We start from the raw sequence: 14997 nt of genomic DNA, 5'->3' as shown, positions 1-14997 counted from the left end.
ATTTTTATTATTTTATAATTATAAAATCAACTTATTATTTCTTGATAATAAGCATCGATAATATCATAGATTTTGCTATCGTTGTGGTTAACTGTATATTGACGATACTTTTGGTTAACTAAAAATTCTGAAGGCGTTGTCCCCATTATGTTTTTAAAATCATTGAGAAAAGTCTTATATGAAGCATATCCATATTCACGCCATGTCGTGTCAGGAGAGCGATTTTCTAACAATTCTCTAGATACATTATAAATCTTCACTTTTTTAATGTATTTCATCAGCGTCATATTCATTTTACGCGAGAACTCACGAGATAAGTAACTTCGATTAACATAGAACAATTGAGCTAATGACGATAAACTTAATGGTCGTTTGTAATTTTCGTTAATAAATTGCACAATGTTTTTAATCAATTCACTAGATTGTGAATTGTTTTTTATTTCTTTTTGTTCAGTAGTTAATATTGACGCCGCACAGTTTATTAATTTAATCACACCAATATCACTATTAAAATAATCTTTTTCCATTACAGCTTTAAGTGTCTCAATATACGTTTTAATAACCAACGTGTCAGCATTTTCATTTTTAAATAGATTTTTACGATTAGCTAAAGAAAATCTATTATAGCTTTGATTGTTAATAGAGATACATGCTAAGATGCCATTTCTTTTGATTATGTAGTTGTCTTCGTAATCGAAAATAACGAAAACGTCACCTTTACCATAACTATTTTCCTCATAATATTTATTTAATTGTATCTGTCCCTCTATAACTAAAAAAACATTAACGCAATGAGGCGTGTTTAAATTATCCAATTCATCCTTGTTCATGTATATTTGATATAAGTAATTCACTCTCATCCCCTCCACTAAAAGTCATTAAATAAAAAATATTTTTATTTACCATTATGTACTAATTGTTTAATCTTAACATCTATAAATAAATGCTATAATTTTTTTATGTAATAAAAAAGCGCTAACTTCTTGAAGCTAGCGCTAAGTCCTTTTTTGATAATTATCAGCAACTGATTATTACAATTTATCATCTAATCATCAAAGTTATTATTCTAATAACCCTGTTTAATTATTCAGAGAATAATTAGTTTATAAGATTGATAATCCAGAAGCTTTTATATCTTTCGCAAAACCTTCTACTGTATCAACAGAAAGTTCATTAATGTCACGACCTAAATTATTGTTCACTTTTTTAACAACGTCACCAGGGCATGTAATAATGTCAGCACCAACTTCGTCTGCTTGGATGACATTGATTACTTCTCTACAGCTAGCCCATAGTAACTTAACGCCTTTTTTACTATGTGCAATTTCAACAGCTTCTTTAACCATTGGAATTGGATCTACACCAGTATCAGCGATACGTCCAGCAAAAACTGAAATGTATGTTGGCACACCTTCAGTTAACGCTTCAGTAATTTCTTTTACTTGGTCTAAAGTATAAACGGCAGTAATATTTAAACGTACATTATCTGCTGATAATTTTTTAATTAAAGAAATAGTGGATTCACCTTTAGTGTTAACAACCGGAATCTTAACAAATACATTATCACCATATTGTTTTAAGATTTCTGCTTCTTTTTCCATAGTTTCTAAATCGTCTGCAAAAACTTCAAAAGAAATAGAAGCATCAGGAATTTCTCGTACAGCCTCTTCAGCAAAAGCTTTATAGTCTGTTACGCCAGCCTTAGCCATTAAACTTGGGTTTGTAGTAAAACCATCAACCTCTTTGTTTTTGTACGCTGCTTTCATTTGTTCGATATCTGCACCATCTGCAAATACTTCAACATTTAATTTTGCCATTACTTATTCCTCCTGACTAAAATGATAATTTGAAAACAAATTATCTATAACGGTTTACTAACCATTTAAGTTATTTATACCATTAATAAGCCTAAAATTCTAATTTTTTGCTTATCTAATATCAAAATTATATTACAAATTCTTCGTTTATTATTAAGTATATATACCTTAGATATCTTTAACAAAACTACTATCCTCTTATTTAGTATATGATAATTACTATTCAATTTTAAGCAATATGTGTTATTATTAGCTAATGATATATAGTAGGAGGTAAATATGGCACGTTCAAAACTATATTTTTATTTATCTGCTGTGTTAATTATTATTAGTTTCTATTTCAATACACGTGACCCTTTATTAGGTCATCTATTTAATTCAATGATTAAATTAATTTTTGTTTGTAGTATTATCAATGCTGTTATACTAATCATTGCAATTATTTTAGCAGATAAGGCAATCAAACATTCCAAAGAAAGAACGGATTGGGTTAAAAAGCTTAGTAAATCACTGCCTTATATTTTATTAATCGTTATAATCATACATATTATAGCTGCATTAACTACATTTGGCATTATTTTCTAGTAAACACTACAAAAGTATAAATGCTTTTGTAGTGTTTATTTTTAAATGGAGGTATTTATGAAATGCAATATGTTTATATCTTTTTCGGGGGTGCGGTAGGTGCTCTATTAAGATATTTATTATCTCTTTGCAATAATAGCACCACTACGTTACCCATTGGAACTTTTATCGCTAACCTTATTGGTGCTTTGCTAATGGGCTTTCTTGGTACTCTTGCAATGGCTTATTTCCGTAATAACCCACAATTAAAAAAAGGAATTACGACTGGGTTTGTTGGTGCGTTGACCACTTTTTCTACTTTTCAATTTGAATTAATAACAATGTACAACCATCAAGCAATCGCTTTACTATTTATATATGGCATTAGCAGTTATATTCTTGGTATTTGTTTATGTTATGTTGGTGTTAAAATTGGAGGTAAATTATAATGTTGATAACATTATTGTGTGTATGCATAGGTGGTGGTATTGGTGCTGTAATTCGTGGTGGGATAACTGAAATATGTGTCAACAAGTTTCAAGGCCCTTTTCCAATAGCGACTTTTCTTGTTAATATACTTGGCAGTTTGTTTATTGGCATTATTTTAAGTCATTCTATGTATAATGCTTGGTTCAACACTTTTTTAGTTACAGGTATTTTAGGAGGATTAACCACTTTTTCTACATTAATATCTGAGCTTGTTAAAATGATTGAATCGGAAATTAATTTACCATTATTTATTAGTTATTCAATATTACAATATGGTGGTTGTTTTATATGCTGCTTAATAGGTTACAACTTATTTTAAAAAGCTAGTAAACTAATAACGTATGATTTATACGCTATAGTTACTAGCTTTTTTATTTACAACTATTAATTTTAGTGCCCAGAAAATTCGCTAGGGTTAGGACCGATACGTTTATCTTCGTTTAATTTATTTAATTTATTAATGTGATCATCATTAAGTTGAAAATCGAATACATCTAAGTTTTCTTCTATTCTAGAAGGAGTCACTGATTTAGGAATCACGACTACATCATTTTGGACATTCCAACGAATAATAACTTGAGCTGGTGTTTTACCTACTTCTTTAGCCACTTCTTTTACCACTTCATCATCTAAAATTTGAGCATTCATTAAGGGTGACCAAGATTCTGCCACTATACCTTGAACTTCTAAATATCTACGTAACTCATCTTGAGTCAAGTATGGATGAAATTCTACCTGATTAATTACTGGTTTGATAGACACTTGTGCTAATAGTGCTTCTAAATGCTGAGATGTGAAGTTACTAACGCCAATGTTTTTCACTTTGTCCTCTTTATATAAATCTTCCATGCCTTTCCATGTATCAATCATTAAGGCTTCATCAGTTCCTGGCCAATGCATTAAATATAAATCTAAGTAATCTAATCCTAATTTTTTAAGACTCGTTTCATATGCTTCTTGAACATTGTTACGCCCATAATCGGTTAACCACAGTTTAGAAGTAATAAATAAATCACTTCTATCTAACCCCGTAGCAGCTAAACCTTCAGCAATACCTTCTCCTACTTTATCTTCATTTTCATAAATCATGGCTGTATCAATACTTTTGTAACCACTTTTGATGGCATGTTTAACAGCCTCTTTACATTCATCGCTATTTTCAACTCTAAACGTACCTAAACCAAGTACTGGCATTTCATTACCGTTATAAAATTTTGTTGTTTGCATTATAATAACTCCTTCCAAGTTAAGTTACTAATATCATAATAAATTATGCCTTAATATCATATTAAAATGCTTAAAAAATAACTGAGCGTACAAGACGCCCAGTTAAAATATTAATTAAATGATTCAATTTTATCCATAATGTTCTGTAAATCTTCCACATTATATTGAATTCTACCGTGAAACACAAATTTATTGAAGAACTCATCTAGTTGTTCTGGCCCTACTAATACTTTACTACTTGACGATTGTGCATAATTAGAAATGGTAACTGCACCTTCATTTTTTGGATTAAAGTATAAAATAGTTGTTGGTGTGTATTTCAAGTCAAGTTGTCGTTGCAAATCACCGGCTAATTTTTCAACTGCTTCTAGGTGGTTAGAATAATTTACAAATGATAATGAATTTTTATCATCATTTTGGTCTAATACTAACGTTTGCGGTTCATTTTTGTCTAAATTAAGCGTATCAAATACTTGAGACATCATTGGTTGCTCTTCAAATTGCTGACTACTTATCCCACTGAAAACATGACCTTTTAATAATTGTGAATCGATAAGGTATAGACCTGTACGAGTCAATACTAAATGACTAATACGTTGTGCATCGTTGAATTCATTTCTTGGTAAAAAGATGTTAGCCATAATATGCATATCCTCAGGGCGAATACGTTTTTCATTTACTAAGCGTTCACGAATGCCAATAAGTCTCATATCTGTGACATATTCACTGTGATTTTTAGAGAATAATTTTAATGCATCTATTTCTCTGTCTTTAGAATTAACTGTAGCCTCATATTCTTCTTGTTGTTTAGTGACAGTCTTTTTATTCTCTATTCTTTCTTTTTCTAATTCCTCTGCGTGTTCATCATTCAATTTTTGTTGTTGTGATTGGTATTGTTCTTCTATTTTTTGTTGCGCTTTTTTCTTACTTCTTAAAGCAATTAAAAACAGAATAAAACAAATAATTGCTATTACGATAGCTACAATCAAACCGATTTGAATTGGCCCAAATGAATTCATAACAATTTCGCTCCTTTATATATCATTATTCTTCATTATATTAAAAATTGTTTAATCATTCGATAAAAATACAAATAAAACTGCAATGTATTTATTATACATTGACTGCATCTTTTAAGACGTTAACTTTATCTAATTTTTCCCAGGGTAATAATACATCCGTACGTCCAAAATGTCCGTAAGCAGCAGTTTGTTTATATATCGGTTGTTTTAAGTCTAGCATTTTGATGATACCCGCTGGTCTTAAATCAAAATGCGTTCTTACTGCTTCAACTAACTCAGTCTCACTTACTTGTCCTGTGCCAAAAGTATCAATAGATATTGATACTGGCTCAGCAACACCAATGGCATAAGCTAATTGAACTTCACATTTATCCGCTAAATCAGCAGCTACGATATTTTTTGCAACATATCTTGCTGCATAGGCAGCCGATCTATCAACTTTAGTTGGATCTTTACCACTAAAGCAGCCACCACCATGACGGGCATATCCTCCATAAGTATCAACGATAATCTTTCTTCCAGTTAAACCAGCATCCCCTTGCGGTCCACCTATAACAAAGCGACCTGTTGGGTTAATGTAGAATTTCGTATTTTCATCTAGTAATGCTTTAGGAACTGTTGGATAAATAACATGTTCTTTAATATCATTTTGAATTTGTGATAATTCTATATTATCGGCATGTTGAGTTGACACTACGATTGTGTCAATACGATTAGGCTGATCGTTTTCATCATATTCAACTGTTACTTGGACTTTACCATCAGGGCGTAAATATTTAATAATACCGTCTTTACGTGCATCAGACAATCGTTTAGCTAATTGGTGAGATAAGAAAATAGGTAAAGGCATATAAGTATCTGTTTCTTTTGTTGCATAACCAAACATTAATCCTTGGTCACCAGCACCTGTAGCTTCAATTTCCTCTTCAGAAATATCATTTCTATACTCTAAAGCCGTGTCTACACCTTGTGCAATATCTGCAGATTGTTCATCAATTGCCGTTAATACTGCCATTGTTTGACTATCATAACCATATTTAGCTCGAGTATAGCCTATGTTTTTAATCGTTTCACGGACTACTTTAGGGATATCAACATAAGTTGTTGTTGAAATTTCACCTGAAATAAGTGCCATTCCTGTTGTTACCGTCGTCTCACAAGCAACTCTTGCGTTAGGATCGTCTTTTAATATTTCGTCTAAAATTGCATCAGAAACTTGGTCCGCAATTTTGTCTGGGTGTCCTTCTGTTACTGATTCTGAAGTGAATAATCTTCTATTGTAAGTCATAAATTGCTCCTTTAGTTATTAAATTACGAAAATTCTCTTTTATGTGAGCTTAATAAAAAAAGAGCCTTCATCACTACAAAAATAGAGAGAAGGCTCAATACGTCCATTCGCTCTTATCGTTCAGACGATATATGTCTGCAAACGGTTTGGCACCTTCCTTCTTTAATAAATAAAGAAGAGGTTGCTGGGCTTCATTGGGTCCATGTCCCTCCGCCTCTCAGGATAAGAGAATCCGTTAGTAACTATACTACCTAAAGTGCATAATAATGTCAATTTTACAAAAACTAATTTTTTATAATAATTTTTATGGCATAATATAATGATTATGTTATACTCATTTAATGTAAAGGCTTACATAAAAATAGCGTTGGAGGGATTAAGTATGGCGATAGATACGTATACTTACACTAGTAAACTGGAAAATATTATTAATAAAACATCTTCTTTATTTCAATTATCGACTACAGAGTTATACTACAAGATGTTGGAAAAAAATGAAGGAGAACTAACTGAACTTGGTGCTATAAATGCCAGAACTGGTAAATACACTGGACGTTCCCCTAAAGATAAGTTTATTGTAACTGAACCTTCTTATAAAGATGATATCGATTGGGGTAATATCAACCAACCTATTGATGAAACAACGTTTTTAAATCTCTATACCAAAGTTTTAGATTACCTTGACGAACGTGATGAATTGTACATTTTCAATGGTTACGCTGGTAGTGACGAAGATTCACAATTAAATCTTACAGTCATTAATGAATTATCTTGGCATAATTTATTCGCTCAAAATATGTTTATTAAACCTAGCTCTAGCGAAGAGGCTAAAGAAATCAAAGCAGACTTCACTATCGTTTCCGCTCCTAGATTTAAAGCTGATCCAGAAGTTGACGGTACGAATTCAGAAACATTTATTATTACTTCATTCAAGCACAAGGTCATACTTATCGGTGGAACTGAATATGCAGGCGAAATGAAAAAAGGTATTTTTTCAGTAATGAACTATTTATTACCTAAAGATAATATTATGAGTATGCATTGTTCAGCCAACGTGGGTGAAAAAGGCGATGTAGCATTATTCTTCGGTTTATCAGGTACTGGTAAAACAACTTTATCTGCTGATCCTACTCGTAAATTAATCGGGGATGACGAGCATGGTTGGAATGACAACGGTATCTTTAATATTGAAGGTGGCTGTTACGCTAAAGCAATTAACCTTTCTAAGAAAAATGAACCTCAAATATACGATGCAATTAGATACGGTACGATTTTGGAAAATGTTGTAGTTGACAACGATGGTGACATCGATTTCGATGATAATTACTATACTGAAAACACACGTGCTGCATATCCAATCGATCATATTGAAAATATCGTTAAACCGTCTAAAGCTGCTCATCCTAATACAATTATTTTCTTAACAGCAGATGCATTTGGTGTACTACCACCTATTTCAAAATTAAATAAAGATCAGGCTATGTACCATTTCTTAAGTGGTTTTACTGCTAAACTTGCAGGAACTGAGCGTGGCGTTACTGAACCTGAACCATCATTCTCAACTTGTTTCGGTTCACCTTTCTTACCATTAGATGCAAAAGTTTACTCTGATATTTTAGGTGAATTAATAGACAAACATGAAGTTGATGTTTACTTAGTGAACACGGGTTGGACTGGCGGTAAATATGGCATAGGTCGTCGTATCAGTTTATCTTATACTCGTCAAATGGTTAACCAAGCTATTACGGGAGAATTAACTGAAGCTGAATATACTAAAGATGAAATATTTGGCTTAAATATTCCAGTAAGTGTTGAAGGTGTCCCTCAAACACTTTTAAATCCTATGAATGCTTGGAACGATAGCGAAGCTTATAAAGAACAAGCTCAAGATTTAATTGAACGTTTCAATCAAAATTTCGAAAAATTTGGCGCAGAGACAGCTGAACTTGCCGAAAAAGGCGGCTTCAAAAAATAATACATTTATATTAAAACAAGGCTATGATTAACCTCATAGCCTTGTTTTATGTTAATAGCTTATTATTCAATACGATAATCACAATTTAATTGATTGTTTTCGATATCTATCATCCATTGTTTAATTTGTGTTAATACTTTTTTTAATGCCATAGGTCTAGGCACATGTCCCTCTTTTTGTTGATAAACGATGCGATAATCGGCGCCTATTTGTGCTAATGACTGAGCTAAATATTGAGCTTGTTGAATATGTACCTGCTTATCTTGGTAACCATGTACAATCAAAATAGGTGGCGCATTATCCGTTATATTTTTAATGGCATCTCTTTTATCATATGCGCCCTTGTCCTTTTTAGGGTGACCCACCATTCTTCTCATCATGCCTCTTAAGTCTACGCGTTCTTTATACATTAAATGTATATCAGAGACACCGCCCCAAATAATAAAGCTATTTACTGGTAAGTCTTGGAAAGTTAATAAGCCTTGTAATCCACCACGTGAAAAACCAATCATATGAACGAACGCTTTAGGATAGCTTTGATTTAATATTTTCAGTAACGCAGTTACATCATTTAAATCATCACCGTAAAAGTCGTCTTTTCCTTCACTTCCATTATTACCACGATAGTATGGTGCAATCACTAAAGTCTCTGGGTCTGCAAATTGTAGTAAACGTGCTGCTCTCACCTTGCCTACCTGTCCTTTTCCACCGCGCAAATACATGACTATTCGTTTCACTTCACTCTTAGGTGTAGCCATTAATCCTTTTACACTGAAACCATCAACGAGATAGGTAATTTCTTCAAAAACATGTGAAGTAACATCAATAGGCATACGCTTTTTAGTTATAATATCCAAGTTCAATCACCCGTTCCAGACATTTTAATATTGTTGTGTCTTTAATTAAGAAACTTTGTTGGTGTTCAGGTATATCTGTAACAGCGCGATAAAGTTTGGGACCTTTAGTTTCTAAGTAATCTTGCTTTGTTTCTATATAATCAACTTTAGCAACATATACGTCTTTATAAAAGCTCGGTAAGTCATGTCGTTGAACGTAATATTGAGCAATATAATGCAATTCTAATACTACTGCCCCTGTTTCTTCATATAACTCTCGTTGTGCAGCTGTTATTGATGTTTCATTCGGCTCAATTTTACCGCCTGGAAACTCTATACCTCGACTACCATGGTACGTAAATAATAAATTATCTTTATAAATAGGTATAATTAGCACATGCTGCCCATTCGCCTTATCTTTATCTGTAGTAAAATTGAGAAACACCTTGTTATTATCTTTATCTAAATACTTAATAGTCATCAGACACCTCAAAATATGTTAAAATATTAATGCTTAAAACTCCATTGGAGGTCACATTATGAAAAAAGTTTTACTATTTCTTATTTATATTTATCAAAAATACATTTCTCCGTTAACACCAGCGACTTGTCGCTTCTATCCTACATGTTCAGCATATACTAAGGAAGCAATCGAAGTCTATGGTCCATTTAAAGGAAGTTGGTTAGGATTTAAACGAATTCTAAAATGTCACCCTTTTCATAAAAGTGGTTTTGACCCAGTACCTTTGAAAAAGGATCATAATAAAACTAATAAATAGCTGTTAATTTTGAGGCATTAATATGTGGAGGGTGAAACAATAACCTTCCATTTTTTACTATGCCCATATTTTCTGCAAAATCATGTGCAAAATAAAAACCCTCAGGTGTGATATCACTGGTATATGTTGCATATTGTGCTAACATAGCAGTAAAATATCTACTTAATCCGTATTCATACATGCCTCCTATAACAGTCCGCACGCCTAATTGACTCAATCTATCAATAGCGTCCAATACTTTATCGATCCCGCCTAAACGAAACGGCTTTAATACGACAACCCTAATATCATATTCTTTAATGATGTCTTCAATTGTTGCCAAAGATAAAGCTTTTTCATCTAATGCAACATTTAAAATATGTGTAATTGCCGTTTTGTCTATAGTTTGCAGTGATTTAAACGGTTCTTCGATATAAATAATGTTATAAGTGGAGACTTGTTCAAGTAGAGAAATATCGTTTAATGACAAAGATTCATTAGCATCAATAGCAACATCAAATCTAAACGGTAATAACATCAAATGCTCTAAATCTTGCAAAATATTTGTGGACCATTTCACTTTAATTCTTTCAGGTCTTGTTTCGGCAAGTTGCTTATACTTGATATTATTTAAACCACTAACAGTCGCACCATAACTTACACTTAACGCTTCTAATTTATTAAACATTTGAAAACATGCCATAATTATCGTACTTCTTGTAGCTGGATACTTATCAAGTCCTTTTAAAGTTAGTTTAATATCTTCGAAGGAATTTAACGTCATATCACGTACATTTTGGAACCATTCTTTAACTTTGCCAATTGCAACTGCTATTGTTTCATCAAAATACCAGTCGGTTTCAAAGGCATTACATTCTCCATAGAATCTTTGGTTATTGTCGGTCGTCAGTTCAATGATTAAGGCCTTGCGATGTCTCAAAGTAATTTTAGGCGTTACTATAGCTTGTTTAAAGTTTTCATCATAATAATAAAGCTTTAAATTGACTAATTTCATAGTTTAGCTCCTTACTAATCAGTAATTTTGCCTCTTTGTAATTTTCCAGTAGATGTGTACGGAAGTTTATCTACACGTTCATACCCTTTTGGTACTTTGTATTTTGCGAGATTACTTGCTAGATAATTGGCAAGCAAGTTATGATCGATTTCTTCATGAGCAACATAGTATAAATATGGTACTTGCCCCCACGTATTGTCTTCAATCCCTGTGCACATTGCATCTATAATGCCATCAAAATATTTAGCTTTAGATTCAATTTCATATGGGTAAATATTTTCTCCACCACTTATTATCAAATCTTTTCTACGATCATATACCATAACGTAGCCTTGTTCATCGATTTCCGCAATATCTCCTGTATTGAAAAAACCATCTTTAAAGACACCTTGTAATTCACTTGGGTATAGATAACCCTTCATGACGTTGTCGCCTTTTATCAATAATTCACCATGTCCCTTACTATCTGCATTTTTGATAGCCACTCGAACATTATCACTTGGTTTCCCAACCGTATCATAACGTTCGGCTAACATCTTAGGTGATGCCGTTAAAAATTGTGAACATGTTTCTGTCATACCGAAAGAATTATATATTGGTAATTCACATTGTAATGATTTATCGATTAATTGACGTGATAATTTGGCACCACCTAGTAAGATTTTTTCGATACTATATGGTTGAGTTAATCCTTCATCTAGTAGCCACTGCAATGTTTGTGGCACTAAAGAAAGATGTGTAGGTCGTTCATTGCGGATTATCTCTAGCATGTGTTGAGTGTCAAATTTTTGTTCAATACGTACCGTAAACCCTTGTATTATAGCTCTTAATATCACACTTAATCCAGAAATATGATAAATAGGTAATACAGATAACCATATTGTGTCATCATCGAAACCTAAACTTTGTTTACACCCTTGCGCACTAGCTAAATGATTGCCAAAAGTTTGAGGTACCGCTTTTTGAGGTCCAGTGGTACCAGATGTAAACATGATTGAAGCAATACGATTCAACTCAAATGAAGCTACTATATTATTTTTTGAATCATTTTTATTAATGATTTCATGTCCATCTATAATCATTATGTCATCTAAATCAAGCTCTAGCGTACTAACTATGATATCTACATCAATGGAAGCCATCTGATTTAAAATTTCATGCTTTGTTAGTCTTGTATTAATCATTGCTAATTCAATACCTGCTATCCAAGCAGCATTAATAATAATGACAGATTCTATACTATTGTTTATATATAATCCGATTCTTTTATTGTTAAGTTCAGTTAAATTTTTTGCTACTTTTAAAGCTAAATCATAAAATGCTTTAAATGTTAACTGCGTGTTCCCGTCATCAATAAAAATTTTATTGCCTTTGTTCTTAGCTTGTTGCTCTAACCAGAATTCCACTTTAACATACCTCCATATCTCTTATATTATAACTGTTTTAAGTTCAACTCGCAGTGTTTAAAACTAATATGTAATTATATTTATAAATGAGTTAACGAAATTAATTTACGACATACAGAAAACACTCTAACTATTAATTTCACTTTAATAGTTAGAGTGTTTTAAATTAGGTTTATTAATAGTACAGTCGCTTATTAATAAACACTGATAATTGAGCGTGGTAGTTTGGAAGGTAAACTACCATAACATATGCTAGTTTACTACAATGCACTACAATTGTAATGAACTATAAAAATTAATAAATAGCTCAGGAGAAAGCGAATATAAGAGAGAGATAAGTACATGTATTCTTGATGGGTAAAATTCAGTTTATTACTGAAAGTAGTCATGATGTTTATGTCTTACCTCACAACAAATATATACTGTTTTTTTTATAATGTATATACTCTTGTGTCTATAAGTAAAAAAGAGAATTCATAAAGTAAAAAACAACTAATTACTCCGTTTTTAATTTAAAAAAACAGGTTTAAGAAAATGCTATAACTAAATCAAAGTCGCTATTTTGATCTAGCATAGTGCAAAATTTCCTAAACCTGTTTCATACTAGGGAATATATTTTATGAAAATATTTATGTGTTCACCACACAAAACTATTGTAGCACTTTTATCCTTGCTTTAGAGTAATATCACTGACATAGTAAAAAAGTAAGATGATAAAGTAAAAAAGAGTCTTTTTATTATTAAACAGTTAAAAAGCTTTATAAACAAAGAAATAGAACAAAAGATATCATAAGTAGCTATACGATAAACTATTGTTCTAATTTCAAAAAATTATTAGTAGAGGTAAAATGGTGCGTTAACACCATAACTATATTATACTTTTATTTTCTTAAATATGTTAATTATTCTGTAATAAGTAAAATTCACACGAGATATTGTAAAAAATAAGTATTATATTAACTAACTGACTGTGATAAATAATTATTGCTATTTATACATTTCTATACTTATATTACTGTTATTGGTTAATAAATATTTTCTTATTTTTACTTATATGTTATTTAATTTTACTATTCCCTATATTTTATATAAAACCATATTTTCATTTGCTATAATTTTAAATGTCTTCTATTTATTGTTTTAGGAAGACGGAATGGTTTTTAGTACTATGCTTTCATAATTAAAAATAAAAAATTTGAAGTTATATTGGTTTATTCATACATTCATCTCAGTTCTACCATTAGCACCAATAAACCACTCAGAATTTTATTTTTTCACTAATCATTAGATTAGTGTTTTTTTTTTAAATAAGTTGTAACTATATTTTACTCTATATTGTCAATTTTTTGCTAATTCTCCAATGGAAATAGCAAATAGTATAAGAAGTTGATATAATCCATTTAGCTACTTTAATCAAATAGACTAGTAGTCATTTACTCTATGATATCTTACAGGGATGTTTTTATTCTCTTTAAACTTTTGAATATTCACTTTACATCTCCAAGTGAGCGCTAATTTAACCAATTAGCGCTTTTTTAATAACTTTGGCCGTAAAGTTAAATATTTTATATTTACAATAGAAAAGACATCTTAAATATGCTATAAGATGCACATAGTTCATAATTCTTCTTTTACTATTTTAAGTAAATAATTTACCACTTATCGTAAATTTCATGAACAATAGACGTGCTATCCTTATAATATAAACCTATTTTAATATGAAAAGAGAGATACTATGGATTACAATTATCAAATTCACGATTCTGATATTAATATAAAAGATAGCTTCAATAATATTCACATATTTTTTGTATTGTCAGGACATGTTTCATTTTATGACAAAGCTTATCTAGGTAAATTTCAAAAGCATGAATTTTTTATAATGGAACCCTATACCTCTCCTAATCTCCTTATAAATTCTGGTAAAGTTATAGAGCTAACTATAAATAAATTAAGTTTTAATAGGTTTTCATTATTTGGTTGGGACCAATTTTACCTTGATAAATCTAAAATTGAATATTATATCAAGAAAGAATTTCTTGAAACTGTTGTAGCAATTTATGAAAATGATCAATTCAATGCCGATATATGCATTATTAAATTAATTAACTATATTCGTTTAGGTAAATATTATAAAGAAAACACTTTAGAAAATGCTAACCCACTCATTAAAAAGGTATTAGATTACGTAAATAATCATTATAAAGAAGATATATCTTTAGCAGACATAGCCGATAACTTTTACGTTAATGCAAGCTATCTATCTAGAGTATTTTCAGAATCAATGAATATCTCTCTAATAAAATATATTAGAAAAATCAAAATATATAGACTAGCTGTAGAAATGTTAACGTCCAATTACAATGAATTATGGAAAAACTACGGTTATCGGTCACAGTCAACTTTTTTAAAAAATTTCCACCGTGTTTTCAATATGTCTCCTGATGAATTTGTTAATAAATATAAAACAACACAAACACCTAAAGAGTCTTTTCCAAATGAACTATATCTTCATTTAAAAGAATTAGTCTCTCATTATTCGACAGATTAAACCAAAACTGCCATATAGTCATGTGACTATATGGCAGTTTTTAATTATG

The 14997-nt window shown here is 31.0% G+C and carries 15 protein-coding genes and 1 riboswitch; of the genes, 6 read left to right on the top strand and 9 right to left on the bottom strand.

Features of this window, described 5'->3' with window-relative positions; all coding sequences use genetic code 11:
* Positions 1–26: 26 nt before the first annotated feature.
* Together ISP02_RS13205 and ISP02_RS05025 are read right to left on the bottom strand one after the other, a co-directional pair.
* On the bottom strand, positions 27–854 hold the full coding sequence (locus ISP02_RS13205; protein WP_195720497.1) for a helix-turn-helix transcriptional regulator: 828 nt from the start codon (positions 852–854) through the stop codon (positions 27–29).
* A gap of 249 nt (positions 855–1103) precedes the next feature.
* Positions 1104–1817 (bottom strand): transaldolase, encoded by a 714-nt coding sequence (locus tag ISP02_RS05025; RefSeq protein WP_195720496.1) that lies wholly within the window; start codon positions 1815–1817, stop codon positions 1104–1106.
* Between the two features lie 279 nt (positions 1818–2096).
* On the opposite strand from ISP02_RS05025, the gene ISP02_RS05020 reads away from it, so the two are divergent.
* From ISP02_RS05020 to ISP02_RS05010, 3 genes are all read left to right on the top strand, one after another.
* Positions 2097–2402, top strand: coding sequence for a hypothetical protein (locus ISP02_RS05020; protein WP_195720495.1), 306 nt, complete (start codon positions 2097–2099; stop codon positions 2400–2402).
* Positions 2403–2464: 62 nt separating this feature from the next.
* Entirely contained in the window at positions 2465–2830 is a 366-nt protein-coding gene (gene crcB, locus ISP02_RS05015) for a fluoride efflux transporter CrcB (protein WP_195720494.1), read from the top strand.
* Complete coding sequence (locus tag ISP02_RS05010) at positions 2830–3189, top strand: fluoride efflux transporter FluC (protein WP_195720493.1); 360 nt, start codon at positions 2830–2832, stop codon at positions 3187–3189. The genes crcB and ISP02_RS05010 overlap by 1 nt, the downstream gene beginning before the upstream one ends.
* A gap of 71 nt (positions 3190–3260) precedes the next feature.
* On the opposite strand, the gene ISP02_RS05005 is transcribed toward ISP02_RS05010, so the two are convergent.
* The 3 genes from ISP02_RS05005 to metK form a co-directional block, all read right to left on the bottom strand.
* On the bottom strand, positions 3261–4097 hold the full coding sequence (locus ISP02_RS05005) for an aldo/keto reductase (RefSeq protein WP_195720492.1): 837 nt from the start codon (positions 4095–4097) through the stop codon (positions 3261–3263).
* 110 nt (positions 4098–4207) lie between these two features.
* Positions 4208–5116: an NERD domain-containing protein gene (locus tag ISP02_RS05000; protein ID WP_195720491.1), complete on the bottom strand. Its 909-nt coding sequence runs from the start codon at positions 5114–5116 to the stop codon at positions 4208–4210.
* Between the two features lie 94 nt (positions 5117–5210).
* The gene (metK, locus tag ISP02_RS04995) at positions 5211–6407 is read right to left on the bottom strand and encodes a methionine adenosyltransferase (protein ID WP_195720490.1); all 1197 of its coding nucleotides are present in this window, start codon (positions 6405–6407) and stop codon (positions 5211–5213) included.
* A 110-nt stretch (positions 6408–6517) separates the two neighbouring features.
* A riboswitch (SAM riboswitch) is annotated at positions 6518–6636 on the bottom strand.
* A gap of 153 nt (positions 6637–6789) precedes the next feature.
* Here metK and pckA point away from each other — a divergent pair.
* Positions 6790–8382: a phosphoenolpyruvate carboxykinase (ATP) gene (gene pckA / locus ISP02_RS04990; RefSeq protein WP_195720489.1), complete on the top strand. Its 1593-nt coding sequence runs from the start codon at positions 6790–6792 to the stop codon at positions 8380–8382.
* A gap of 62 nt (positions 8383–8444) precedes the next feature.
* Here pckA and ISP02_RS04985 read toward each other — a convergent pair whose 3' ends face one another.
* Positions 8445–9239 (bottom strand): alpha/beta hydrolase family protein, encoded by a 795-nt coding sequence (locus ISP02_RS04985; protein WP_195720488.1) that lies wholly within the window; start codon positions 9237–9239, stop codon positions 8445–8447.
* Complete coding sequence (ytkD, locus tag ISP02_RS04980; RefSeq protein WP_195720487.1) at positions 9223–9699, bottom strand: RNA deprotection pyrophosphohydrolase; 477 nt, start codon at positions 9697–9699, stop codon at positions 9223–9225. The genes ISP02_RS04985 and ytkD overlap by 17 nt, the downstream gene beginning before the upstream one ends.
* Positions 9700–9754: 55 nt before the next feature.
* Here ytkD and yidD point away from each other — a divergent pair, with 55 nt between their 5' ends.
* Positions 9755–9997 carry a membrane protein insertion efficiency factor YidD gene (gene yidD / locus ISP02_RS04975; protein ID WP_195721830.1) on the top strand — a complete coding sequence of 81 codons (243 nt, stop codon included), beginning with the start codon at positions 9755–9757 and terminating at the stop codon, positions 9995–9997.
* Here yidD and menC read toward each other — a convergent pair.
* Both menC and menE read right to left on the bottom strand, forming a co-directional pair.
* Complete coding sequence (menC, locus tag ISP02_RS04970) at positions 9987–10991, bottom strand: o-succinylbenzoate synthase (protein WP_195720486.1); 1005 nt, start codon at positions 10989–10991, stop codon at positions 9987–9989. The genes yidD and menC overlap by 11 nt on opposite strands.
* Positions 10992–11005: 14 nt before the next feature.
* Positions 11006–12397, bottom strand: coding sequence for an o-succinylbenzoate--CoA ligase (gene menE / locus ISP02_RS04965; protein ID WP_195720485.1), 1392 nt, complete (start codon positions 12395–12397; stop codon positions 11006–11008).
* Between the two features lie 1735 nt (positions 12398–14132).
* Here menE and ISP02_RS04960 point away from each other — a divergent pair.
* Positions 14133–14948, top strand: coding sequence for a helix-turn-helix transcriptional regulator (locus ISP02_RS04960; RefSeq protein WP_195720484.1), 816 nt, complete (start codon positions 14133–14135; stop codon positions 14946–14948).
* The last annotated feature ends 49 nt before the right edge of the window (positions 14949–14997 follow it).

It is taken from the genome of Staphylococcus durrellii, assembly GCF_015594545.1.
Classification (GTDB): domain Bacteria; phylum Bacillota; class Bacilli; order Staphylococcales; family Staphylococcaceae; genus Staphylococcus; species Staphylococcus durrellii.
This window is presented reverse-complemented; position numbering and strand designations above follow the sequence as displayed.